Genomic DNA, 24,883 nt, shown 5'->3' with positions numbered 1-24,883 from the left:
CCCACAACCATGACCAACCCAGACATCCGTTGGCAACAACGGTTTCAAAACTACACCAAAGCCTTCGTACAACTCGACGATGCAGTCATGCTGGCCTCAAAAAGAGAACTCAGCTCGCTTGAGAAGCAAGGGCTTATACAAGCCTTCGAGTTTACCTACGAATTGGCATGGAACACCCTAAAGAATTACCTCGAGTGGCAGGGCATCTGCGACCTGATTGGGTCTCGGGATACTATCCGGGAAGCATTTAACCAGGGGCTAGTGTCGGAGGGACAAATCTGGATGAATATGCTGGTCGACCGTAATAGAACCAGCCACACATATAACGAAAAAACAGCAGAAGCGATTATCGCGAATATCTGTAACGACTATCACGCCCAATTCAATGCATTGATAGCAACACTAAATACCAAGCTAGTGGACAAGCCATGACGACTACAGCCCACAACAGCCAATTTTCACTACCGGTCGAGGCAGTAGCCCAAATTCAGCACATACTGGCAACTCACGCCAATATCGACAAAGCATTATTGTACGGATCTCGCGCTATGGGCACGCACCGCCCCGGTTCAGATATCGACCTTACCTTGATTGGCAACATCCCAGACGACGAAGTCCAGCAACTGATCCAGGAATTGGAAGAAACCCCACTACCCTACAAATTCGATGTGTCATGCATGAGCGATATAGACAACGCGAGCCTCATCGACCATATACAGCGCCGAGGCATCGTCTTCTACGAAAAGTAGAGCGGAAACCGCTGTCATGTCCGCCATTTCCCACCACCGCGCCAATTCCCGGTGGACATACAAACCGATGTCCACCCTACGAGAAACGAAATTTGGCCCCAATGGATATGTAAATCGATATATCCCACCAAGCCCGTAGGGTGGACACAGCCTTTGTGTCCGCCAATCCCAACCACTGCGCCACACCCCGGTGGACATATAAATCCATGTCCACCCTACGAAAACGAAATGCGGCCCCAATGGATATGTAAATCGATATATCCCACCAAGCCCGTAGGGCGGACATCGCCTTTAATGTCCGCCATTCACACCCAAAAAATCACGCCCGCCCGTAACGGTCCTCAAACCTTACAATATCATCCTCACCCAAATACGAGCCGGACTGCACCTCAATCAACTCAAGCGGAATCTTGCCGGGGTTCTCCAAGGCATGCACCGCACCGATCGGGATGTAGGTCGACTGATTTTCGGTCAACATCACCGTGTCGTCCCCAATCGTCACCTTGGCGGTGCCCGATACCACAATCCAATGTTCGGCACGGTGATGATGCATCTGCACCGACAACTTGGCACCGGGTTTCACGGTAATACACTTAACCTGATAACGTTCACCGTGATCAATGGAGTCATAAACACCCCAGGGCCGATACACATGGCGGTGATGCAAAAACTCACTGCGCCCTTCGGCCTTTAGCTGATTCACGATGGCCTTCACATCCTGAACCTTGTTCTTGTCGGCCACTAGAACCGCGTCATTGGTCTCGACCACCACCACGTTATCCAAACCCACAGTAGCCACCAAGCGATGTTCCGCCCGAACATAGGAATTACTGGTGGAGTGACTCATCACATCCCCAGACACCACATTCCCGTCTTCATCGCTGTCACCCACTTCCCACAGCGACGACCAAGCGCCCACATCACTCCATCCGGCATCCATGGGCACCACAGCTGCCTTACCGGTCTTTTCCATCACCGCATAGTCGATGGAATCGTCCGCGCAGGCCATAAAGGCTTCCTTATCTACCCGCAGAAAATCCACATCCCGCGACTTACCGGCGTAAGCTTGCTCGCAAGCCGAATAAATATCAGGCCGGTGCTGCTTTAATTCATCCAGATATACTTGGGCCGAAAACAGGAACATACCGCTGTTCCAGTAATACTCCCCCTCGTCGACATAACTCTGGGCGGTCTCGGCATCCGGCTTCTCCACAAAACGAGAAACCGCATACGCCTCACCACCCAATTCCGCACCGCGTTGAATATAGCCGTATCCGGTATGGGCAGAGGTAGGCACAATCCCGAAGGTCACCAACTTCCCGGTCTCTGCTTGAGCCTTTGCCAGCGCCACGGATGCCTGAAACGCATCTACATCCTCAATCAGATGATCTGCAGCCATCACCAGCAGCAAAGGGGAATTGCCAGGGCTGCTCTCCAAAGCATCAAATGCCGCCAGCGCGATCGCCGGGGCGGTATTGCGCCCGACGGGCTCTAGAATGATGGTTTCAAGCGGAGAACCTGATTCTTGAGCCTGTTGAGCAACGATAAAACGATGTTCCTCGTTACAGATAACAGAGGTGCTATCGCAATCCACTCCAGCAAGACGCCCCAGAGTCGCCTGCAGCATGGTTTCTTCGCCACACAGCGAAAGAAATTGCTTGGGGTAAAGTCCCCGACTGGAGGGCCATAAGCGGCTTCCACTGCCGCCGGCCATAATTACTGCGTGCATGTATCTGTTCCAATATATAATCTTGATCTACAGCCCGGCGGACATGGGAACCATGTCCGCCCTACAATACAGCTACTCCAGCCAAGTAGGGTGAACATCGTTTAGTGTGTCCACCATAAAATTCGCTACTGAGTTGACTAGGCCAACATAAAAGGGTGCCCACCAACGATGGTGGGCATATGGCGTAGGGTGTACATTGCTTTTTCATGTACACCAAATACAAAAAAACTCCCACCCAATAAAGTAAAGGGACTTTACCGCCAAACCGCTAAGGTATTAAACCCCAGCCGCTTTTTAACAAAATACACCGCCAATAAATTCTGGGTGGCCACCGCCACTGCGGTGCCAACGGCATTACCTGTAGCACCAAAATAAACCGTCAACACCCACGTCAGCGACAGCGCCAGAGTGCCCGATATCAACGTCACATTACGCATATCCCGCTCATGACCAGACATCATTAATAAATACCCAACAGAACCTGTCATGGCATTAACGAACTGCCCCACCGCTAAGATTTGTAGTAATCGCGCGCCGCCACCAAAACCTTCGCCAAACAGGCCCATAAGGAAAGCGGGGAATACCAACATTACCCCAACCACAGGCAGCGCCATTAGTGATATTAACTTTACCGAATTAATCGCCAGCCGCTGCATGCCCGCTTTGCTACCCTGACGATGCAAGGCAGCAAAACGCGGAGCCACGACCAGGTTCACCGCAATTAATACAAAGCTTGCCAACATCGCGGTGCGCTGGGCGACGGCGAGCTGAGCCACCAAATCACTACTCACGTAAGCCCCGGCAATAAACTGACCTGACCACTGCACCAGCTGAGACATAATCACAACCGCCCAAAGAGGCAGGCAGCTCTTCCACACAACGCCCCATGCAACCTGCACTCCCGATTGAGGTGGCTGAAAAACCAGACAAAGCACTACTCCCAACAACCCCACCACTAATGATGCGCCAGCATAGACCCCGGCTAACGACACAGCCTGATTCACGGGGAAGAACACCACCGCCACCACCAAGCCAAGATTCACAGCAATATTCAATGTAAAAATAGAGGAGGTAACCCGGCGCAATCCCTGCAAAGCATTGGCAGCTAAAGTTAATAACGACAACCCCACAATGCCCACACTGATAAATCGCAGCACCGGGGCTACAGTAGGCTTATCGAACACAGACCTTGACAAGAAATCGGCCAGAAAAAAGACAACAGCGGCCGCAAACGAACTTACCGCCGCAGACACTACAATGCCTTTCAGTAACACCGATAATCCCTGCTCCGGCCCACTGCCCACAAACCGGATCAGAGTGTTGTCCATTCCTACACGGGAAACTGCGGCCAATATGGTAAGCAAAGAAAACGCTAAAAAATAGAGGCCCGATTCTTCGGCGCCCAATGTACGGGCGATAAAAAATGTGGCGATAAATCCCGCCAAAGCACCAAAAATTCGCACCACAAAAGCTAAAGCACTGTTTAACAGCAAGTCGCGATTTTCAGGGTTGGCAAAAATTCGTTTAAGTTTAGCTGGCAACACAGGCCTGGCTCACAAAGTGATAGAAAAATTATGCAGCCAACAAGCTCACCACCTGCTCTACAGCCCGGCGCCAGTCACTCGCTGCCACACCATAATCATTGGCTATCTTCTCAACACTCAACACCGAGTAAGCTGGGCGCTTTGCGGGTGTCGGATAGGCTTCGGTATTCATGCTATTAACAGTCGGAATTCTTTTTAGCAAACCCTGCTTATGGGCTTCTTCAAAAATTGCCATCGCAAAGGCATGCCAACTTACCGCCTCATTACCCGCGTAATGGTAAACGCCATAATGGGCGTTAGCTCCACTATTAGTTTGCTCCTCCACTTGGAGTTTCTGCGCAATACTAATAAGCGCCTTTGCAATATCACTCGCATAAGTCGGGCAGCCAATTTGATCTACTACAACCCCGAGCGTGTCCCGCTCATTAGCCAAGCGTAACATAGTTTTCAAGAAGTTATTGCCGTACTCGCTAAACACCCATGCAGTTCGCAATATAACGTGTTTTGAGCAATACCGATGAACGGCTAGTTCTCCATTGAGTTTGGTTTGGCCGTATACACCACTCGGGCTGGTTTGATCAGTTTCCAGATATGGCGTTGTTTTATTCCCATCAAACACATAATCGGTAGACACATGCAGCAAGGCAATATCAAAACGACTACAAACCTTAGCAAGTAAGGCAGGGCCATCTTCGTTAATGCGCTTCGCTAACTCAGGTTCTGACTCCGCTTTGTCTACTGACGTGTAGGCTGCTGCATTGATAATGGCGGTAATGCTTTTTTCTGCGATAATTTGTTCTAATACGACCGTGTCGTTGATATCGGCCTCTTGGCGGCTAAGCAGTGTATGCGTAATGCCTTGGGCCTTAAGCTGATCCGCCAGACACTGACCCAACTGGCCATTAGCGCCAGTAACCAACAGGTGTATCTCACTCATGATTTGAATAACTCTGCGAAAGTGGGCGCCTTGCTGTCTTTGTCGGATAAAGTAGGATCACTTAATGGCCAGCTAATCGCCATGGCAGGATCATTCCATATCAAGCTACCCTCGTCACGTGGGTCGTAATAGTCGGTGCACTTGTATTCAAAGTCAGCGGTATCGCTAAGTACCACAAAGCCATGGGCAAAGCCTGGTGGCACCCAGAATTGCCGTTTGTTTTCTTCCGAGAGGATCACACTCTCCCACTGCCCAAAACTTGGAGAGTCTTGACGAATATCCACCGCAACATCATAAACCTCACCGCTCACAACTCGCACCAGCTTGCCCTGGGGTTTACTTTTCTGAAAATGGAGACCCCGCAATACGCCTTTAGAGGACCGAGAATGATTATCCTGGACAAATGGGAGTGTAATCCCCGCCTGCTCGCGATATCGATCCGCCTGGAAAGTTTCTAGAAAGAACCCCCGTTCATCGCCAAATACCTTCGGCTCGATAATCAAGCAATCCTTTAACTTTGTCTCAATGACGTTCATTTTTACCCTTAATTTATTTATAACCGCCAGCCACACGCAGCAAATACTGGCCGTAGCCGGTTTTCTTCAATGACTCACCTTGCTCAACAAGTTGCTCGGCACTAATCCAACCTTGGCGAAACGCGATTTCTTCCAGGCAAGCCACTTTTAGTCCCTGACGGTGCTCTACTGTTTGTACAAATTGGCCAGCTTCAATTAGGGAATTATGGGTGCCTGTATCTAACCAGGCAAAGCCTCGCCCCAATACCTCCACATTCAAACCTCCGCGATTGAGGTAGGCTAGGTTTACATCGGTTATCTCAAGCTCTCCACGCGGTGAGGGTTTGATACTACGGGCAATCTCAACAACATCGTTGTCGTAAAAGTACAAACCGGTAACGGCATAGGCAGACTTTGGCTTGGCTGGCTTTTCTTCAATACTGATAGCCTTTCCGTCATCACCAAATTCAACCACGCCAAAACGTTCAGGATCTGTCACATGATAACCAAATACCGTGGCACCATTTTCTTTAGATACAGCACTTTCTAAATTGTCCGAGAAATGCTGACCATAAAAAATATTGTCACCTAATACCAGGCTGACACTATCATTGCCAATAAAGTCTGCACCAATGGTAAAAGCCTGAGCCAAGCCATCCGGGCTAGGTTGCTCCTCGTAACAAACACTTATACCGAATTGACTACCGTCACCTAAAAGGCGTTGAAAGCTCGGCAAATCTGTAGGCGTAGAGATCACTAATATATCTTTAATACCCGCTAACATGAGCACCGACAAAGGGTAATAAATCATCGGCTTGTCGTAGATCGGCAACAACTGCTTGGACATACCCATAGTAATGGGATGAAGCCGAGTGCCAGATCCTCCAGCAAGAATAATTCCTTTGTATTTCTTAGTCATAGTACTTCCTCTATGCTTCACCCATCCTGTCTAGCTTGTAATCACCTGACAATACCCGCTGCCACCACTGCGGGTTGTCCAGATACCACTGCACCGTTTTACGAAGCCCCGTTTCAAAAGTCTCCTCCGGCACCCAACCCAGCTCCCGCTGTATCTTACTGGCATCAATCGCATAACGGGCGTCGTGGCCAGGACGATCTTTAACAAAGGTAATAAGCTGCTTAAAACCTTTACCGCTCGCGCATGAGCTTTCATTGTCAGGGGCTAATTCTTCCAGTAGCTCACAAATGGTTTCCACCACTTCAATATTGTGCTTCTCGTTATGGCCGCCAATATTGTAGGTCTCACCCACCTTGCCCTCCGTAACCACTTTGAACAACGCGCGAGCGTGGTCTTCAACATACAACCAGTCGCGAATTTGACTGCCATCCCCATAAACTGGCAAAGGCTTTCCGTGGAGTGCATTGAGAATAATATGGGGGACGAGTTTTTCGGGGAATTGGTAAGGACCATAATTATTTGAGCAATTTGTGACAACTATCGGTAAGCCGAAGGTACGGCCCCACGCCCTCACCAAATGATCTGACCCGGCTTTGCTTGCAGAATAAGGCGAGCTAGGCTCGTAGGATGTAGTTTCAGTAAAGAGGTCATCGGTGCCGTGCAGGTCCCCATACACTTCATCGGTAGAGATATGATGAAAACGAAAACCCGCTTTTTTATCGCCATTGAGCTCCTGCCAATAGCCGCGGGCCGCTTCGAGCATATTGTAGGTACCGACTACATTGGTCTGAATAAAGGCACCGGGGCCATCGATCGAACGATCAACATGACTCTCAGCAGCAAGATGCATAATCAAATCGGGCTGATACTCGGCAAACACTGCGCTTAGTGCTGCGAAATCGGAAATATCCACCTGCGCGAAAGCGTAGCGACCTGTCGCCTCTGCGTTAGGAATCGACTCCAAGTTACCCGCATAGGTCAAGGCATCGACGTTAATCACCGATGCATCGGTACCGGCCAAAATGTGGCGAACGACCGCACTACCGATAAAGCCGGCTCCGCCAGTAACTAATATTTTCATTGTGAACCCGAAGGATAATGGTGAATTAATAGCGTTTCATACTGGGCCAAAATATCGTCCCAACGGAAATTAGCCTGATAGTTACGGCGGGTGCTTTCTTGCAAGCCCTTTACCAACTCTCCATCAGCCAGCAGCTCATCAAAGGCTTTGGCCGCACCCTCTTTGCCAGTGAAGTACATAGCCCCTTCCTTGGCAACCCAGCGATTAAAGGGATTATCGTGTGCAATGATCGCATTTCCCGCCCCTATGGACTCCACTAGGGACGGATTAGTTCCACCAACTTGATGCCCGTGAACATAACAAAAGGCGTGGTATCGGAGTGCACTCACAACATTCACGTTGTAAATAGCACCGGGGTATATCACTTCATTCGAGGCGGCCTGCTTCACCGCTCGGTGGTAGGCATTCTCCGTCGAATAATTGCCCAGCACGAACAGCTTATAGTCCCGTTGCCGACTGGAAAAACCCGCTACAATTTCCAGAATGGAGTTTTCCGGCTCAGCCCTGGCAATCACAATGGCATATTTTTGCGCCTCCAATCCAAACTGGGACAGATGCGAAACGTCCGCAGTGTCAACATGTAACCCGCCATAGGGGATCATGGTGATTTTTTTGCGTGAAACCCGGGTGGCCAAATGGTCTTCGATACAGGGGTGGTCAGCAACCAAATGATTCCCAAACCAACAGCCTAGCCGCTCATTAAGCCAAAACCAGGCCTTGGCAACAGCACCCCACTTCTGGCGCCTCCATTCAATACCATCCATATTGATAACGTTTTGCTTGCCAAATAGCCGGTGCAAAACATTAAAAATGGCGGTGTTATAGCCTAGGGTCAGAAAAATGCCATTGTGGCGCAGGGAATGAACAACGGATCGAAGATCGAAAATAATGGTGCCAAGTGGCCCTTTGTTTTTGACCGGAATATGGATGCGCTTAACCCCCTCCCATTCAGATTCATAAACAGGGCCGCTGCCTTCTTCTTGGCAATAGACGACAATATCCCAATCCTTTTCGACTAAGTATCGACATAAGTACTCAGCGAAGGTCTCGAAACCACCGTGCTTTGCCGGGACACCTCGGGAACCTAAAATAATCAACTCCACCTTTTACTTGCCCACCATTAATATGTAACACACCGGGAGCACCTGCCTTAATAAATAAGAAAAAATATACGAGAAACAAAAGACAAAAAATGCCGAAAGAGAAATCTCTAAAAACCCAAAGTTTGGCTCACCATCCAACACCAATATAAAAATTAAAACAAATGGTAGGTGGAAAAGATAAATAGGTAAGGAAAACTCAGATGCCTTTGTGAGCAAATAGGGCAACTTAAAGCCTTTCACGTCGAAGTAATACACAAAACCCAGGACAAATAGAGCTGCCAAAATTGGTATTAAGGACCTACCAACATCCTGGCTCCCCAGCGCTGCCAGAATGAACTCCGATGATGAAAGGCCCGCAAAAAATATTAGAAAACAATGCCAATTTAGTGCATTCATAGCCAACAAGCGTGCAATGAGGTAGCCCGCCAAAAAAGATGAAATCGACTCAATATAAAGAGATAAAAACTTACTTTCGTACTCGGCGGCTGCCCAGGCAATTGCGCTAGCGTAAAGAAGAAGCCAAGCCAAACCCTTACTCACATTCGGACGGAAGAAGTACACAAATATCGCAGCCAAAAATAAATTCCGCAAAAACCAAAGATGAAACAAGCCGGGATAACCGTCAAACCCGAAGATAAAATCTGCAAAGCTATAAATACTAAGTGGAAATTGATAACCAAGAATAACTACTTCGCCCAAGATCATAGACACCACCCACAACAGGAAAGCAGCTAGCAATGATATGGAAAAATACGGTACCAACACCGAACGAGCAAGTTTAGATAAAAACCTTAGAAAATCCAACTCTTGAATACGACGATAATTTAAAAATCCAGAGATACAAAAAAACAAAGGTACAGCAATCCTCGCCACCACATTGACAAAGCTATCAGCGTAGTCATCGCCGCAACAAAGAGGCTTCAAGTGAATCAAAATCACAAAATACGCCAAGATACCCCGCATGGCATCGATTGAAAGAACCGACGTCTTCAAAGGCGCACCTTTAATAAAAAGCGTAACATATAAGCAAACGAGAAAAACAAAACCGTGTGGACTTGAAAAATAGTGTTTGTGTAGGGGAGCATAAGAGCTTGGACAACAAGGAAAGAATAACAGTAAAGCCCAAACCCTTTATAGCCTGAGAAGGCTTGATTAAAATAAAACTTATAAATACTCGCAACTGCAACCGAAGTAAAGATTACACCAAAAAGCCCAAAATCTACGTAAGCAACTCCAAGAAATGTAGACGTTAAAGTAGTTTCTCTGTAGTAACCAAGGTATTGGTTCTGAAACATAAGCTCCGTCATTTTCGGAACAGGCAAGAGCGTAGAAAACGGAGAGATAGTTATCAAGCCGCCAAAATGATCGCCCCCCGACGAAAAATACCTCAAGTAATCACTTAAAATTTCGAAATTGAGACACAAAGTAAGGTAAGCGACCATCCAATACGCAGCTCCGCGCCCACCTTCGCCCTGCTGACTGACAAAGTAGTCATTTCCAAATTCAATATAGCCCCTAAAAACTTTAACTCCAACGATAATAAGGACAAGGAACAGCACTAGTTTTATAATCTTCTTTAGCTCTACCTTTCGATTACTCATGGCTGAGTTAATGACGAATGTCATCACAAACATAACAAAGAGCAATCCTCGACTCACCCACAATAGCGCGGTAAAAACTATAAATACCATTAAGAAAATCATCATCCAACGTCGAGCTCTGCTTAACACTAGATTATTAGTTTTCAAGTACATAAAAATTAGGGGAAAAAGATAAATCGCGCATACACTTACGACATGTAGAAAGCCGTTACCTCCAATCACAAACCGCGACTTTTCAGGATCACTTGTCAAAATTGGTATTTGACCGGCGATCCCAAACTCCAGATAGTTAAAAAATATGCATACTAATGAAACTAATACTATAGTGTTAAAACTATGAGGTGAATGAGACAAAAATCGATCCGAACCAATATCAGGAAACGTAAGGGTGTATTTCTTTCCCGGTATAGAGAAAAAGAATAATAGGGAAATGGCCACAACCACTAACACAGCCATTAAAGGTTCCCACGGAGTTACAATATCACTTAAAGCCAAAGAATGAAGTAAAGCTGCAACCCCTATCGGCAAGCATAAAATTAACCAAGGCTGCAACCATGATTTAGTAATATGAGTTGCTGCATGGAAAGAAAAAGCCAAAATCGCAATAAGGATAAGGCTAATCACCACTTCCATAAATCACAACCCCAGTACTCGATGCAGCTTGTTAACATAAATATCTTCTCTGAAGTTTTCGCGGACAGCTATTCCGCCCGAAAATGAAAGAGATTCCCTCAGCTCACTACTTCCAACCAACTCCTCTAAACAACTGGCCAACCCCCTAGCACTTCCAGGCTCAAATAACATACCAGATGAACGGTGCTTAATTATCTCAGAAGGCCCCCCGTGGTCTGACGCTATTACAGGAATACCGGAAGCCATCGCCTCTATAACTACCATGCCGAAGGGCTCTGGCTTTGTCGAGGGAACAACGCAAATGTCTATATCTTTCCAGACATCTTCAACTTGGACTTGAAAATCAGCAATAGTTACTGAACAGGAAAACCTACTTTTAGTGACGCAATCGAGGATTTCACTATAACCTACATTGTTAGGGTTTGGAGAGCCCTTGAAAACCACATTAATATCTCCAATCTCAAAAGAAGAGTTTTCGAGAGCTTCTAGAAACAGGCAGTGCCCCTTCCAATCGTTTAGCCTACCAACCAACGCTAACGTGAGCGGCTTTCCCCTATGATCTTCTCGACTATTCCGAATAGAGGTAAAATTACTGTAATTAACGCCGTTATAGACGACTTTCGACGCAGAGTCATTACTGATTTCATCTACATAACGCTTAGTAGCATTTGAGTTACACACTACTTTGTCAGAAAACTTTCGAAGCAAAAACCCATACATCCTATTGAAAGCGCCCAAGTCCTCAAGAATTTCGTGGATATGCCAGACATGTAGAATATCATTTCGAAAAATAATCTTAATAAACGCCCCATCAAGGACTGCTATCGTATTAGCGTAAACCGTGCTGACACCTCGTTTTTTTATTAATCTACGATAGAACAAGAAAAGACTAAAGACATTAGGAATCAAAGAGAACAAGAATCCAACCGACAGCATCCCTCGGTGAGCCTTAAGGATGGGGTGTACCACGACCTCCACATCGATTTCCTCCAATTCTCTTTTTAAAGGACCTTCATATGGCAATACCACTACGGAGTCGAAATTCTTTTCTTTAATACTCTTAACTAGTGAATAGAATGTTTTATCAGAACCATAAAGCTCAGCGGATTGGTGAATTAACAAGACGCAACTCATATCTTTTTTATCACCTTTGCAGGCACACCGCCTATCACAACTCCAGGGGGAAATTCGCCCACAACAACCGCTCCAGCCGCAATTATGGTGCGATTGGATACACTAGCTCCATCCAGAAAGGTAACCTTAGCACCCACCCAAACGTCACTCCCAATTACTATCCCCCTTCTGGAAACACCTTGATCCTTAATTTTCTTATCAGCGTTTGAGTAATTATGATTTTCGCTATGAAAACTAACATATTGCCCCATTATCACATCATCCCCAATCACCACACCGCCCGCACAGCCGAAGAATGCATAAGCACCAACCCCAAAGTTATCTCCTACTTCTATGCCCTTTCCAATGTCCCTCATGCTGCCGGAGCACTCTATCCGTGTATAAGGACCTATAGAAGCATTCCTACCTATTTTTATACCACCAGAAGACAGACCATCGAAATAACAGTGCTCACCAATTTTTGAGTATTCTCCAATTGAAATTTTCATCACCGCCTTTAAGGCACAACGCCTTGAAAGGAATATTGGCTTCCTTAAATAAAGCAAGCCCCGCAACAATCTAACGAACAAGCCAATGACGTAAAACACCAAGTAAAAAAATGGTATCCTCTCATCAAGCTCAAAGTTTTCATCTTTAATATAACGAGCGACAAAATTCAGAACCTTTCGCATGTTACATAGCCTTCCTATAACTATCGGCTGCAGTCCGGTTCTTAAAAAGCACACCCAAGCTGTACTTTAGAAATACAACAGCTGATATCAATGTTAAATAATACTTCCTTCTCACTCCAGAATAATATTTGGAGAAATATGACTTAAAACCAATGTAAATATTCCCCTTTTTCGACTCATCAAACCCGCCTCGATGAAAATATTTAACATCAGGATCGACTACGAATTTTGCACCCACCTCCTTCATTTCCTTGCACAATATAATATCCTCACCATACATAAAGATATTCTCGTCGAAGCCGCCAACCCTCTCCCAAAGCACCCTACTGGTTAACATAAGCGACCCTTCAATCCAGTCTACGCAGCTACTCTCGTCGGCACCTTCCCCAGAGTACAGCCTTGATGGAAGCAGAATATCGAGAAATGAACTCGGAAATCGCCCAAAGGATGGACGGACTTTCTTGTCTTCGCCAACCATAGAGCACGACCACACAGTCTTTTTATCACGACGAACCAACTTTACGAATGAGCCAATATCTTCAAGTAAGGCGGCGTCATTGTTCATGAGCAAAATAACGTCCCCTGAACATTTCATCACACCGAGGTTATTGGCAACACCGAACCCTACATTTTTCTCATTTTTTATTATTTTCAAATTTGATCTCAACGGGAGAACGGACAAACTATTGTCAGTGGAATTATTATCAACGACGACAATTTCATAATCGACAGTCAGTAAAGAAAGCGAATCCACTGCCCTTTTTAAATATTCGCCGCCATTATAATTTACGATGATTACCGACAATGTCAATCCCATGCTGTTCAGTCCCGCCACCACCTATCAATACCCAGATGGGGATAATCTTTTTTCAAAATCTCTATATCTTTTTCGAAGTATTTATCCAGGGATTCAACTGCTATCTTTGGCTTTTTCCCGCGGGAATAAGCCAAAGATTTGACTCTTTCGTAAATACAGGGAGGGGTTATTTTTTTCCCATATGCCAAGGCATTCATATTTCTTAGGAAGTGGATTACCGTGGCGCTCCGTGGCTTTCTGAATCTGTTACTGGCTTGCTGCGAAAGGAGCTCGAATCTTAGCGAGGGTATTTCTAAAAATCGACACAACGCATGAAACGCGTCAGGGCTAGAAAACAGTTCTTCATAAGTCACAAAGTGCACTTCTTTAAAGCTTCTTTCGAACTCACACAATGCCTCAAAATAAATACTGTTTTCAATATATTCAGCGTAATACAAATCATCATTTAGTGCATTTTCTATTGATTCGCTTTGATATCCCAAGCTTACATCCATCAAGTAATGGGATACTGCCCGCGCGACCGGCTCTCTCAAGACGGCAACAATTTTAGCATTTTTGTATTTTTTTTTTATCCTAGGTATTGCGAACTTATGGTAACGAAGATACGAAGGACTAAAATCAGCGGATATCCCATTTCCGACAAAAGCTTTTTCATAATCTGAATAAGAGGTTATAAATGGGACTTTGTAATACGTATTTTTAACTTCAGGATATGAAAAAAAGTGCGTCTCTTTCGGAACTTGACACCTTACATATCCAGAATTAGATAAGACATCATAAAGTGTCGACGTTCCACACTTCGGGGCACCCACAAAAAAAACCTCTGTCATTCCACAAGCCCCTCATAACCAAATTTACGCAGAATTTCGCTTTTCTTTAGCCAGTTTAAATTTTCTTCGCTAAACTCATCAACTGAACAAGCATAAGCTCTAGAAGAATTGATCTTTTCCCCAATTTTTTTAAATTGAGGAATCATATTTCTGTCTCGAAATAAATAACTTTCGATATCAGACAGGATATTCAACGGATTGGACAATAGATCTTCATACCTAACACTCAAATAATCTACCCCATCCAAATTCTTGAGAGCCAATATATTATAATCTTCCCACAGCTGCAGAGCCGAGCCCAGGTCTCTACACCTAATCGACTGAAGTGGGTAGCTTCTATTTTCCCGGAGTGAATCTCGCAACTTGGTTTTCAATGGCACCCCCTCGATCCACTCGCCAGACAATACCCCTTTGTCGGACCTTACTTTCAAGCTTTTTGCGACATCAAGTGGATTTCGATAAATAAAAATCACCTTTGCTTGAGGGTATGCTTGAAGCCAAAAATTGACAAATAGACAATTCCTCGGGTCTTTCCATCCCCAGAATAATTTCGACATACCAAGTCGCTCATATTCTTTTATCGCCTTTCGTCTTGAGTAGGACTTGATATGCGCACAAATCTGCTCTGAGATCGCCGCGTCGTAAATTTTATCATTGAGCAGCGGAGATACTTCATCCCATGCCCCACCCATATTTCGCAATATCTCCTCATGAAATCGAAGAAACTCAAATGCCTCTTTATTAACGCCATACTTTGCGCCAAAAAAGCCTCCCAACTCTTCAAACAGCTCCACCAGCATGGTAGTGCCAGACCTATGCATTCCCACAATAATTACAGGGCTCAAAGTCAGATACTCTTAGATTGATCTCGAATACAATTCGACTAATGAAATTAGTGAGATAAAGTTGATACAACTGAAAATTGAAGCTTAATAGGCGCTCTGCGAAAGGAACCCTTTAGTTGCGGTTAAAACAACTATCTTTAAATCAAGAAATAACGACCAATTTCGGATGTACTCTATATCAAACTCAACACGCTTCTCCATCTTCTCAAGCGTATCCGTCTCACCACGCCAACCGTTAACTTGCGCCCAACCGGTAATTCCAGGCTTGACCAAATGCCTTTGCATATAACCACTAATTTTGTCGCGGTAGAGTTCGTTATGAGCCACTGCGTGAGGCCTTGGCCCCACAATGCTCATCGAACCTTGAAGTACATTAATAAACTGGGGGAGCTCATCCAGCGAGGTCTTTCTGAGAAAGGCACCCACTTTAGTTATTCGTGCATCATTCTTAGTTGCCTGCACTACCACATCGCCATTATCACAGGTAGTCATAGAACGAAACTTCCAAACTTCAATTTCCTCACCATTAATTCCGTAGCGTCGCTGCTTAAATATCACTGGGCCTTTCGAGGTGAACTTAACCGCAGCAGCAATAAACAACATCGGGACAGCAATAACACAAAGGATAATAGAACTCAGAACGACATCTTCAATACGCTTTACAAGTTCATCAAAGGAGTCATAGGGAGTGTCGTAGACACTTACAACAGGTAAGCCTCCGATTTCTCGGCTGCGTGCATTCAACATTTTGAACGTAAAAATATCTGGGACAATATGTACTGAGCACGAACTGTCTGCGAGCTCTTCAACCAACATTCTTATAGTTGCTTCTTCCTTCATTGGAAGGGCTATATAAATATCATCAAACTCTGCCTTTCGGGCATCATGAAGCAGGGCTTTAATGTCCCCAATAACATCAAGGTCTGCGGACTGTAACGGTTTGCTACCGACCTTAACCCGATCATCGTAAAATCCCGCGATATCCATCCCCATCCAGTCACTACCAAGGATGTGCCTGGCCAGAGATACGCCTGGTTCTTTGGCTCCGACTATAGCGATACGGCGGGTATTAATACCCACCCTACGAAACTCTCTCAGGATCATGCGAATAGAAATGCGATACAGGCTCACAGACGCAGGCACCGCGATTGCCCACGCCACCATGACCGCGCCACCAAATTCTTCATTGAGGTTGAACAGGAAAGAGACTATTAATAAGCCGCCAAGGGTCAGCAGCCAGGTTTTGTAGATGGCTTTAACTTCTTGCCACAGGGACTGGCCACGCCAGGAAGAATATAGTCCGCCCTTATGGCCAAGAACGTGATAACACAATGAGGAGAAAAACGCGGCTATTTGATAGCACACATCCCAGTTTACGCTTGCGGTGTTAACGATAGCTGCCAGTATGCCCCACACAATGAGCACGTCGGCAAGCTGATGTATAGAAGTGAGGAGGGAGTGATGCTTTTTGATAAACCCGCCATGGGGCTCACCAATTCCGCCAGTTGTATATTCGCAGCTCATAGCACGTCCTTCGCTATTACCCTCGGTCACTTGGTAAGGGCAATGCAATCTATATATCCCTATTCCGGAAAAGTCCCAATGTGCAAATACATAGTTGCCGTACCTGCACGCACCATTAGCCTTTTCGTTATAGAATTCCGAAGAGTTAGGGCGGTGTCATTACAAATTTAAAGCCGCGCTATTATATACCTGTTTCTCAAATAGCGCACCGCGTGAATGGTTAAAAATTGTCAACGCCAAGGCTGGCAATACCATCGGGTAACCGAGGCCCCCTACCCCTGAGGTCGTTGGACTCCCTTGCACTCTGTATTGAACTGTTAACACTTATCACTCCGGGAATAGTTCAATGGAGCGCGCTGGATTACTACCCACTAACAGCTATTGAGCACATTGTATGCCAGCTGTTGCTAAAGCATTGTGACAGCACTGGGCTCCAGCAGTTCAGGCACTGCGATAACCCTATTTACTGTTTACCGTACTTCTTCCAAGCCGAACGCATTCGCTCCTGATTGGCTTTGACATAGGCCGCACTCAACCTGTCACCATTGTAAAAGGCGTTTTCCAGGTTGTAGTACTGTTCCGGCCTGCGATTTGGGCCAAAGACCAGAGGGTTACCGTTATTTTGCCCTAAAATAGTGCTAACTTCATACCTAAAATAGGGCGTACCGACAACTTGGATACCCGCAATGCGCTTCATGTCCCGCTGTGGAGTCAATGGCACGGTAAAACCGATGCCCGCAAATTGATCATTTTCCGATTCTTTGACGATCAAATGGAGCTGCACGTTACCGACGTGTTGGGTAATGTCAGCCTTGAAGCCTTCGTCACCCTCCAGGAACCTGCCGGTGGTTATGTTTAACTCTGTGTTTGTGCTTTGAGCAAAGTAGCGCCACGATGCCAACAGCGGCTCGGCTACATCCTCCGGGAAGTCCATATCTTCTAAATCTGCCACTACCAACTGGAAACGGTGGCGACCATCGCCGGGCTCCCAGCGGCCCTCGTACTGCACACCTTCGTATTGCCCCAGGAATTCTCCGTAAGAGACCATACTGGTAAAGCCGCCACCGTGGCGGATGGCCTGGCTAAACACCTTGTTCTTCACACCATCTTCAATAGCCTGAGAGAGGAACACGCCACCGAAGCGGCCGTCTTCGGTGAAGTCGTCGGTCTCATAGGTGGACCAATCTCGGGTTATATTGATCGCCGCCCCCGGCCAGAGGGGCTGAACCACGTCAACGCGGGTGGCCAGCGAGTAGTCGAAGACGCCAAATTCCGTGCCTATGGTGGACGAAATCGCCGGCCGCACGGTAATGGTGGGGCGGAAGGCCAGGTAATCGAGCGTTGATTTGGCAGCGTGACGAATCATATTGGTGTTACGCTGCAGCTCATTACGCGGGGCCACCGTCATTTCTGACGGCGGCATGGCAGTTTCGCCAGCCAGGAAACGCTGCCATGAAGGCGCATGACCACCTAGGCCAAAAACCGGCAGACCGTATTTTTCTAGCTGAAGATAGAAGAACTCATTCTCTGCCAATTGATGGCTAATTAAGCCTGCTGCTACGCCCAAACCATCAACCACGTTGGCATTGTAGCGTGGGTTTTCAAAGGCGATGATCCAACGAGGCCCAGTGCGGGCGATTCTCACCCGCTCAAAGCCCGCTTTGACCATAATCGAACGTAGGCGCCGAGCTTTGGCCGCCATCGGGTTATCACGAGCGATTTGCGCATCGCTGTATTGAACAGACGTCCCGCCAGTATTCAGTCGGTCGGGCTTCTTGCTGCTAGATGATGTCGAGTCGTCGCTGGAGGCACCGGGGCCGGCAGCTTCAAAATCGGGGCCACTGGTAATCCGTACGCCCTGCTCGGTGCCATACACTTCTTCGATAACCACAGGGTGCCGCACCTTCTCGGCAGGCTTACGGGGCCGGGATTTGGGGAGTGTACGCTCAGTTTTTTGGGCCAGGGGAATTTGGAGGTTAAAGCCGTACCAGTCCTTGCGGCCGTCCGCGCCCTCTTCTGATGAGCCCATCAATAAGGTCGAGAGCTGCCATCCCTGGGGCAACCAGGCTTGTGGTAAACCTAACCTAACACCGGCATTACGGCTGTGGCCATCATCCTCAAGCATAACGCTGAACCAGTCAGTTGGCGCGTACTCTATACCGCCAAAGGCGCCGTCCAAACGCAGGGTGTAATTAGTGGCTTTACCCGTGACCTTGCCGCCGCCAAGAGTGGCACGAACATCGCCAAACTGCCAAGTAGCCACGGCGTAGGTGGTGTCGTATTCATTTACTGAGCCGCCCACATCCATTTGGCCTATGGCCAAGTCCAGGCCATCAAAGAGCTGCCAAGGGGATTGGAGCTTCATGTTGAAGGACAAGTCGGAACCGCCGGCTGTTGATTCACCAGTCACATTCCGACCAGCAACTTCTACATGGGGAAAAGCGCCCGCCCCGAAAACGATATCGTTGCCGGAATCATTCAGAAGCGGGTTACCACTGAAGCGGCCATCCACCTGGCGGTCAAATGCGAGTGACGCCTTGCCAAACTCAATGACCGAGGCATCGGGCACATTAAACAGCCCGCTTACGCCCTGCATGTTGGTATTGCCTTGAGCTATTGCTGTTTCAGAGGTGGATACAGCCGTTGCAATAAGGATAGAGGAAGATGCGATAAGCCAATGATGACGCACGTTGCAGCCCAACTTTAAGTCCATTACCTGAGACGTAAAAAGGCGGCCAAGCGGCCGCCTCTTTATCACGTACTACGTACCTTCGATTGCCTACGTAGTGAAGACTGGTCGCTTAGCTGCCAGTTGCGCCGGTTGCACCCGTGCTGCCAGTGGGTGTTTCTACGGCGCCGTCACCTGCTACATCATTCTCAACCGCTGCTTGAGCGTCAGCATCGCCCTGCTCGGTGGCAAACTCTTTGGCCCCAGAGACCACATCGTCAGCAACCGTGCTGTCGATTTGTGTGCCCTGCTGCACTTGGCCCTTGACGGTGTCCAGCAATTGCTCTGGGGTCACACCGCGACTTTGGGCGGCTTTAGCCAAACCTGCCAAGTACAGTGCGTACTCACCCTGAACGGTACCACCCACGGTGTCGGTGCTGTTCTTGACGGGTTGTGGCGCCTGCAATAGGTCTGCACCACCAGTACCCAGGTTGGGCGCCAAGGCTTCACGAATTTCTGCCAGCGCTTGTTTAGCGGCAACAGGATCTTTAACTGGAGATTTGCTGTAAAGCTCCGCGGCCAGGTCAGTCAAAGGCGTGACTGCCACCTCACCACCTACGCTGTTGAGGGTGTCTTTGTCAGGAACGATAGAACGCAGCGCCCCAGTTTGAGTTTCGGTTTGACCGGTCGCCTCGTTGTAGTAAGTACCCCCAGAACAGGACATGCTGACAGGGAATTTTTTCTTGTTAACCTTGGCGCTGATATCGACTTGGCCATTCTCGTCAGTGGTGAAACCGCTGGCGATCAGGGCTCCGTCGGCGTCGAAGAGGTCACAAGTAGCGCCGACTACGGCGCCGTGAGCTACTGTCGCCTGGTAATCCAGACTAGTTTTGCTACTGCTGCTGTCGCCGCCACAGCCAGCCAACGCCAACGCTGCGGCGAAGCCCACTGTGAGCACACTTCCACGACCCAAATTTAGAAAACTCATTCTAATGCTCCTTTAGATTTTTTGCGTACAGACTGAGGCGGCTGCAAATCCTTGACGAGGAGAAGCCTATTACACCTAATGACATAGAGGCAAGGGACATTACGCTTTTTTACATTGCACCAATGCAGCACCACCGCACCCACTCGTCTGTAGAAAGCAATTAATCCGCCAGGTTCCCGGCGTCACCATTCTTTTTACGGATGATTTGGTAGCAGCTTGGTACTCGACTGTGAAACACTGATGAATAAACGGCGGTAACCAGCTCCAGCACCGGCTATGAGCCACTGAATACACCAAAACACTATTCAGCAATTTTAGACTCCAGGCCGCTACTCGTGCCGTTTTGGCTCGTTGTGGCCGCAGATAGACATGAATGGGGCTTGCCCACGCACAGTTTTGCCCCCTATGCACCAAATTTGTACAGTTTATGGATATTCACGCTCAGCTGGTACAAAATACGGCCGCAGTGTCAGGAGGCAGGCCAAGGTGGTGTGAATGTGTACCCACGCATGGCTTAACGTTCATACCTCTGACATCTATTGACGGTACGTTGCGCGGTTAACCTGCAAAACATTGTTGGCCCGAGTCTTGAAGGACCAGCCCGATATCGTATTGCAAGAATAATCTTGGCCCGACCTAAAAAGTGAATCATTACAAGGAGTCAGTATGGCTTTTCGCTCTTGGCCTGCCCGGCAGCTCGCCCTTCTCGCGTTAGGCACCGCCGCTATCACCGGCCTTTCCGGATGCACTATTGTCCCAGGTAGCACCATGAGCCGGGTGCCCTCCACCGTATTTGGGGACACGCCCGATGAGTATGAGCGAGCCAATGTTGACATCCGCTACATCCCCATTAACGCTACCGTGTTGAGCCATTACAGCATGAATAAGATTCCGGAAGCGCGCCCCTATCCGGAGGGTATGCAGGAGGCTCTTTCGGCCTACACCTACAATGTGGGTGTGGGGGATGTGCTCACGATTACCGTATGGGAGCACCCGGAATTGACGATTCCGGCGGGGTCATTCCGGACGGCGGCCGAGTCGGGTAACCAGGTTAAAGCGGATGGCACGGTGTTCTTCCCTTATGTGGGCGACACCCATGTGGCAGGCTTGACCTTGCAAGAGATCAAGCAAAAGGTCAGAAATGAACTGCGCGCGGTTATCCGCAACCCACAGGTAGACGTGCGGGTCGCGGATTACCAGAGCCAGAAGGTCTATGTGAGTGGCGCGGTTAAGCAGCCACAAATCCTGCCTGTGACTCACCAACCCATGACATTGGTTGATGCCATTGAGCAAGCTGGCGGCTTGGGTGAAATGGCCGCCTGGGACCGGGTGACATTGTCGAGGGATGGCCAAGTGCAAACGGTCTCTATTCGGGAGTTATTTCAGTTTGGCAACTGGAGTAAAGACCTGATTTTGCAACATGGCGATGTGGTACACATCCCTCGTAATGATGCCGACAAAATTTTTGTGTTGGGTGAGGTGAATCGACCGCAGAGTATTTTAATGGGTCGGGAAGGCACATCATTAGCGGAAGGGCTGGCCTCAGCCAATGGTATTAATGAAAATCGCGCCGATGGCCGGGGTATCTACGTGCTGCGGAATACTGGCGTCAAACGCAACAGCGGTGGGCGTCTTGTGTATACCGCAACGGTCTTTCATTTAAATGCAGCCAGAGCAACCGGCTTTATGTTTGCCGACCAGTTTCCGCTTCAAGCACGGGATGTGGTCTATGTGGCACCAGCGCCCATCACTCGCTGGAACCGCTTCTTGAGCCAGTTGCTGCCCAGTATTGTAGCTACGGATAATATTACCGATATCGAAAACGCGAATTAGATCGTCGCCTTGCGCCAGGGCTCTCCCTTATGGGTAAGCCCGGCGCCAGCTTGGGATTTAATACTCCAACGCGTGGTCTTAACGCTGCAGATTAACGCTCATGCTTTGAGCTTACCCACGCAGCGCGAAGTTTTTTAATGAATAGGCGTGTCAATGTCAGAAAACTCAGTTTCTCCCTCTCAGCGCCCTACTCAGGGCATTCAAGACGATGAAATCGACCTGCTTGCTCTGATTGGGTCATTGCTAGAGCGTAAATTCACCATCATTGGTATTACCGCGCTCTTCTGTATTCTGGGTGTTGCCTATGCCTTGATTGCTACCCCCATCTATCGAGCCGACGCTATTGTTCAAGTAGAGGAAAAGAAGGCTTCCCTACCCGGAATGGATGATTTATCTGAGGCATTAGGTGGGGAGTCTGGTTCAAACACTGAGATAGAACTGATTAAAAGCCGCCGAGTGGTGAGTACAGCCGTCGACAAGTTGCGCTTGGATATTGTCGTAGAGCCGGTTTACTTCCCCATTGTTGGCGAGGCCGTTGCCCGTCGCAATGGTGACACTCTCCCTGATGATGAAGTCGGCGGCCTAGCAGGTTATTTGCGTAGCACGTGGGGCATTTTACTTCGCTTACCACTTTCCAGATTTGAGGGACAAGAAGGCATTCGCTTTGCCTGGGGTGGCGAACGTATCGATATACAGCGCTTGGTTGTGCCGCAATATGCAATTGGTAGCACTCTTACTTTAATTGCAGGTAAGGAAGGCAACTACTCGCTGTACGGTCCAGGGGATGAACTGATTCTGCGTGGCCAAGTGGGCCGAACTGCCAAGAAGGATGGATACGAGATTTACCTCGAACAGCTCGTAGCCAAGTCCGGAACCTTGTTTACCGTAGTGAAAAAGAAATACCTTGGCACTGTTATCAGTTATCAGCGGGCACTGTCAGTAAGCGAGCGAGGCAAAGACTCCGGGATTCTCTCGCTTACTTATGAACATAAAGACCCACAGTTAGCGGAGCGCTTTTTGGAGGTCGTATCTGAAGCCTATGTCAGGCAAAACGTGGAGCGTCAGTCTGCTGAGGCTGCGAAAAGTCTTGAATTTCTGCGCAGTCAGTTGCCTGGACTTAAAAAAGACTTAGAAGAAGCAGAGCGCAAGCTCAATGACTACCAGGTAGAAGCCGGTTCGGTAAACATCACCGCTGAAGCCGAGGTACTACTGAATCAGGTGGTAGAGATTGAATCCAAAATTGCTGAACTGCAGTTGGAAAAGTCAGAGATTGACCGCCGCTTTACCACTGACCACCCCCAGTATATTGCCTGGCAAGAGCAAATGGCAGAGCTTAAAAGCCGCAAAGCCGACTTGGATAAGCGGGTTCGCAATTTGCCACAAACTCAACAAGATGTATTGAGCTTGCGGCGTGACCTGGAGGTGGGCACCGAGATCTACACCCAGATGCTAAATAATATTCAGGAGCTAGATATTGTACGGGCAGGTACCGTGGGTAATGTGCGCATTGTGGATGAAGCCGTTGTAAATACGCAGGACCCGGTTAAGCCCAAAAAGGCGCTGATTGTCGTTATTGCAACCCTGCTGGGTGGCTTTATCGGCGTGGCCTACGTGCTGATCCGCAATGCCCTAAACCGCGGTGTAGAGAACTCCGACGATATTGAAGCACTTGGCTTACCTGTGTATGCCTCGATTCCCGAGTCCGACAATCAGCGTAAATTTGACTCCCGGGCTCGCAGTCGTCACCTGCACCACCCAGAGGGCCTGCTAACCTGGAACGACCCCACCGATATAGCAGTAGAAAGTTTACGCAGCCTGCGCACCAGCCTGCACTTTGCGATGCTGGAGGCCAAGAACAATGTGATTGTGGTATCCGGCCCCAGCCCCGGTGTGGGTAAATCCTTTATTACTGGTAACCTGGCGGCGGTTATTGCCCAGACCGGCCAGCGCGTTTTGGTAATGGACACCGACTTGCGCCGGGGCTATTTGCACAAGATGTTTGATGTGGATGGCAAGGTTGGCCTTTCGGATATTTTGGGTAAACGGGCTGAAGTATCTGAGGCGATACAACAAACGCGGGTCAGTAATCTGCATGTATTGCCGCGAGGCAAGGCGCCGCCCAACCCTTCCGAATTGTTGATGCGGGAGGAGTTTACTGAGTTGATGGAGCAGCTCAATAACGAATTTGATTTGGTGTTGGTTGATACCCCCCCGATTATGGCGGTAACCGATGCCACCATTGTGGCCCAGCATGCGGGTGTAAGTATGTTGGTGGTGCGCTTTGGCAAAAACCCCGTAAAAGAGGTGGACTTGTGCCGTCGGCGTTGTGAACAGAACGGCATTAATATTAAGGGCGTTATCCTCAATGCGGTTGAGCGCCGCGGCGGGGTTTATGGGTATCGGTATGGGTACCATTATTACCATTACGAGTATAAGCCCGAAGGTAAATAAGTAGGGTGGACAACGCTTTGTTTGTCCACCATTGAGCCACCCCCATGGCGGACATAAAAGACGATGCCCGCCGTACGCCGATGTGAACGTGGGGTGGACAACGATTTTTTATCCACCGGTCGGAGCCACCCAATGGCGGACATAAAAGACGATGTCCGCCGTACGCTGATGTAAACGTGGGGTGGACAACGATTTATTTGTCCACCAATTGAGCCACCCCCATGGCGGACATGAAAGGCGATGTCCGCCCTACGCCGATGTGAACGTGGGGTGGACAACGTGGTTTTGTCCACCGGTGGGAGGCACACCAT

21 protein-coding genes are annotated in these 24,883 nt (G+C 48.2%); 4 read left to right on the top strand and 17 right to left on the bottom strand.

Annotated elements, in window-relative coordinates; all coding sequences use genetic code 11:
* Positions 1-9: 9 nt before the first annotated feature.
* Both I6N98_RS06245 and I6N98_RS06240 read left to right on the top strand, forming a co-directional pair.
* Positions 10-432 (top strand): nucleotidyltransferase substrate binding protein, encoded by a 423-nt coding sequence (locus I6N98_RS06245; protein ID WP_198570930.1) that lies wholly within the window; start codon positions 10-12, stop codon positions 430-432.
* Positions 429-749, top strand: coding sequence for a nucleotidyltransferase domain-containing protein (locus I6N98_RS06240; protein ID WP_198570929.1), 321 nt, complete (start codon positions 429-431; stop codon positions 747-749). Before I6N98_RS06245 ends, I6N98_RS06240 begins: the two co-directional genes overlap by 4 nt.
* Before the next feature lie 319 nt (positions 750-1,068).
* Here I6N98_RS06240 and I6N98_RS06235 read toward each other — a convergent pair whose 3' ends face one another.
* The 17 genes from I6N98_RS06235 to I6N98_RS06155 all read right to left on the bottom strand — a co-directional run bounded on the left by I6N98_RS06235 (position 1,069) and on the right by I6N98_RS06155 (position 20,288).
* A complete protein-coding gene (locus I6N98_RS06235) occupies positions 1,069-2,478 on the bottom strand; it encodes a mannose-1-phosphate guanylyltransferase/mannose-6-phosphate isomerase (RefSeq protein ID WP_232787484.1) in 1,410 nt (469 codons plus the stop codon).
* 254 nt (positions 2,479-2,732) lie between these two features.
* A complete protein-coding gene (locus tag I6N98_RS06230) occupies positions 2,733-4,022 on the bottom strand; it encodes a lipopolysaccharide biosynthesis protein (protein ID WP_198570928.1) in 1,290 nt (429 codons plus the stop codon).
* Positions 4,023-4,050: 28 nt separating this feature from the next.
* Positions 4,051-4,959 carry a dTDP-4-dehydrorhamnose reductase gene (gene rfbD, locus I6N98_RS06225; protein WP_198570927.1) on the bottom strand — a complete coding sequence of 303 codons (909 nt, stop codon included), beginning with the start codon at positions 4,957-4,959 and terminating at the stop codon, positions 4,051-4,053.
* Entirely contained in the window at positions 4,956-5,495 is a 540-nt protein-coding gene (gene rfbC / locus I6N98_RS06220; RefSeq protein WP_198570926.1) for a dTDP-4-dehydrorhamnose 3,5-epimerase, read from the bottom strand. The genes rfbD and rfbC overlap by 4 nt, the downstream gene beginning before the upstream one ends.
* Positions 5,496-5,508: 13 nt before the next feature.
* On the bottom strand, positions 5,509-6,393 hold the full coding sequence (gene rfbA / locus I6N98_RS06215; protein ID WP_198570925.1) for a glucose-1-phosphate thymidylyltransferase RfbA: 885 nt from the start codon (positions 6,391-6,393) through the stop codon (positions 5,509-5,511).
* Positions 6,394-6,403: 10 nt separating this feature from the next.
* A complete protein-coding gene (rfbB, locus tag I6N98_RS06210; RefSeq protein ID WP_198570924.1) occupies positions 6,404-7,474 on the bottom strand; it encodes a dTDP-glucose 4,6-dehydratase in 1,071 nt (356 codons plus the stop codon).
* On the bottom strand, positions 7,471-8,577 hold the full coding sequence (locus I6N98_RS06205) for a DUF1972 domain-containing protein (protein WP_198570923.1): 1,107 nt from the start codon (positions 8,575-8,577) through the stop codon (positions 7,471-7,473). Before I6N98_RS06205 ends, rfbB begins: the two co-directional genes overlap by 4 nt.
* Before the next feature lie 3 nt (positions 8,578-8,580).
* The gene (locus I6N98_RS06200) at positions 8,581-9,570 is read right to left on the bottom strand and encodes an acyltransferase family protein (RefSeq protein WP_198570922.1); all 990 of its coding nucleotides are present in this window, start codon (positions 9,568-9,570) and stop codon (positions 8,581-8,583) included.
* The gene (locus I6N98_RS06195; RefSeq protein ID WP_198570921.1) at positions 9,567-10,811 is read right to left on the bottom strand and encodes an O-antigen polymerase; all 1,245 of its coding nucleotides are present in this window, start codon (positions 10,809-10,811) and stop codon (positions 9,567-9,569) included. Before I6N98_RS06195 ends, I6N98_RS06200 begins: the two co-directional genes overlap by 4 nt.
* 3 nt (positions 10,812-10,814) lie before the next feature.
* Positions 10,815-11,945, bottom strand: coding sequence for a glycosyltransferase family 4 protein (locus tag I6N98_RS06190; protein WP_198570920.1), 1,131 nt, complete (start codon positions 11,943-11,945; stop codon positions 10,815-10,817).
* Entirely contained in the window at positions 11,942-12,616 is a 675-nt protein-coding gene (locus I6N98_RS18690; RefSeq protein ID WP_273475583.1) for an acyltransferase, read from the bottom strand. The genes I6N98_RS06190 and I6N98_RS18690 overlap by 4 nt, the downstream gene beginning before the upstream one ends.
* 1 nt (position 12,617) lies before the next feature.
* Entirely contained in the window at positions 12,618-13,433 is an 816-nt protein-coding gene (locus tag I6N98_RS06180; protein ID WP_198570919.1) for a glycosyltransferase family 2 protein, read from the bottom strand.
* 5 nt (positions 13,434-13,438) lie between these two features.
* On the bottom strand, positions 13,439-14,263 hold the full coding sequence (locus tag I6N98_RS06175) for a sulfotransferase family protein (RefSeq protein ID WP_198570918.1): 825 nt from the start codon (positions 14,261-14,263) through the stop codon (positions 13,439-13,441).
* A complete protein-coding gene (locus I6N98_RS06170) occupies positions 14,260-15,108 on the bottom strand; it encodes a sulfotransferase (protein ID WP_232787483.1) in 849 nt (282 codons plus the stop codon). The genes I6N98_RS06175 and I6N98_RS06170 overlap by 4 nt, the downstream gene beginning before the upstream one ends.
* 84 nt (positions 15,109-15,192) lie before the next feature.
* Positions 15,193-16,632, bottom strand: a complete 1,440-nt coding sequence (locus I6N98_RS06165) for an undecaprenyl-phosphate glucose phosphotransferase (RefSeq protein WP_198570916.1) — start codon at positions 16,630-16,632, stop codon at positions 15,193-15,195.
* A gap of 463 nt (positions 16,633-17,095) precedes the next feature.
* Positions 17,096-19,228 carry a YjbH domain-containing protein gene (locus I6N98_RS06160; RefSeq protein ID WP_198570915.1) on the bottom strand — a complete coding sequence of 711 codons (2,133 nt, stop codon included), beginning with the start codon at positions 19,226-19,228 and terminating at the stop codon, positions 17,096-17,098.
* A gap of 205 nt (positions 19,229-19,433) precedes the next feature.
* Positions 19,434-20,288: a hypothetical protein gene (locus tag I6N98_RS06155; protein WP_198570914.1), complete on the bottom strand. Its 855-nt coding sequence runs from the start codon at positions 20,286-20,288 to the stop codon at positions 19,434-19,436.
* 666 nt (positions 20,289-20,954) lie between these two features.
* Between I6N98_RS06155 and I6N98_RS06150 the strand changes: the two genes are divergently transcribed.
* A complete protein-coding gene (locus I6N98_RS06150; RefSeq protein ID WP_198570913.1) occupies positions 20,955-22,121 on the top strand; it encodes a polysaccharide export protein in 1,167 nt (388 codons plus the stop codon).
* A gap of 153 nt (positions 22,122-22,274) precedes the next feature.
* Complete coding sequence (locus I6N98_RS06145) at positions 22,275-24,572, top strand: polysaccharide biosynthesis tyrosine autokinase (protein ID WP_198570912.1); 2,298 nt, start codon at positions 22,275-22,277, stop codon at positions 24,570-24,572.
* Positions 24,573-24,883: the final 311 nt, after the last annotated feature.

Origin of the sequence: Spongiibacter nanhainus (genome assembly GCF_016132545.1) — a bacterium.
Taxonomy (GTDB): Bacteria; Pseudomonadota; Gammaproteobacteria; order Pseudomonadales; family Spongiibacteraceae; genus Spongiibacter; species Spongiibacter nanhainus.
This window is presented reverse-complemented; position numbering and strand designations above follow the sequence as displayed.

What these genes read in the sequence shown, in the direction of transcription:
- I6N98_RS06245 (WP_198570930.1), top strand. Translation starts at nt 10, where the DNA reads ATGACCAACCCAGACATCCGTTGGCAACAACGGTTTCAAAACTACACC.
- I6N98_RS06240 (WP_198570929.1), top strand. Translation starts at nt 429, where the DNA reads ATGACGACTACAGCCCACAACAGCCAATTTTCACTACCGGTCGAGGCA.
- I6N98_RS06235 (WP_232787484.1), bottom strand. Translation starts at nt 2,478, where the DNA reads ATGCACGCAGTAATTATGGCCGGCGGCAGTGGAAGCCGCTTATGGCCC.
- rfbD (WP_198570927.1), bottom strand. Translation starts at nt 4,959, where the DNA reads ATGAGTGAGATACACCTGTTGGTTACTGGCGCTAATGGCCAGTTGGGT.
- rfbC (WP_198570926.1), bottom strand. Translation starts at nt 5,495, where the DNA reads ATGAACGTCATTGAGACAAAGTTAAAGGATTGCTTGATTATCGAGCCG.
- rfbA (WP_198570925.1), bottom strand. Translation starts at nt 6,393, where the DNA reads ATGACTAAGAAATACAAAGGAATTATTCTTGCTGGAGGATCTGGCACT.
- rfbB (WP_198570924.1), bottom strand. Translation starts at nt 7,474, where the DNA reads ATGAAAATATTAGTTACTGGCGGAGCCGGCTTTATCGGTAGTGCGGTC.
- I6N98_RS06195 (WP_198570921.1), bottom strand. Translation starts at nt 10,811, where the DNA reads ATGGAAGTGGTGATTAGCCTTATCCTTATTGCGATTTTGGCTTTTTCT.
- I6N98_RS06190 (WP_198570920.1), bottom strand. Translation starts at nt 11,945, where the DNA reads ATGAGTTGCGTCTTGTTAATTCACCAATCCGCTGAGCTTTATGGTTCT.
- I6N98_RS18690 (WP_273475583.1), bottom strand. Translation starts at nt 12,616, where the DNA reads ATGCGAAAGGTTCTGAATTTTGTCGCTCGTTATATTAAAGATGAAAAC.
- I6N98_RS06180 (WP_198570919.1), bottom strand. Translation starts at nt 13,433, where the DNA reads ATGGGATTGACATTGTCGGTAATCATCGTAAATTATAATGGCGGCGAA.
- I6N98_RS06175 (WP_198570918.1), bottom strand. Translation starts at nt 14,263, where the DNA reads ATGACAGAGGTTTTTTTTGTGGGTGCCCCGAAGTGTGGAACGTCGACA.
- I6N98_RS06165 (WP_198570916.1), bottom strand. Translation starts at nt 16,632, where the DNA reads ATGAGCTGCGAATATACAACTGGCGGAATTGGTGAGCCCCATGGCGGG.
- I6N98_RS06160 (WP_198570915.1), bottom strand. Translation starts at nt 19,228, where the DNA reads ATGCAGGGCGTAAGCGGGCTGTTTAATGTGCCCGATGCCTCGGTCATT.
- I6N98_RS06155 (WP_198570914.1), bottom strand. Translation starts at nt 20,288, where the DNA reads ATGAGTTTTCTAAATTTGGGTCGTGGAAGTGTGCTCACAGTGGGCTTC.
- I6N98_RS06150 (WP_198570913.1), top strand. Translation starts at nt 20,955, where the DNA reads ATGGCTTTTCGCTCTTGGCCTGCCCGGCAGCTCGCCCTTCTCGCGTTA.
- I6N98_RS06145 (WP_198570912.1), top strand. Translation starts at nt 22,275, where the DNA reads ATGTCAGAAAACTCAGTTTCTCCCTCTCAGCGCCCTACTCAGGGCATT.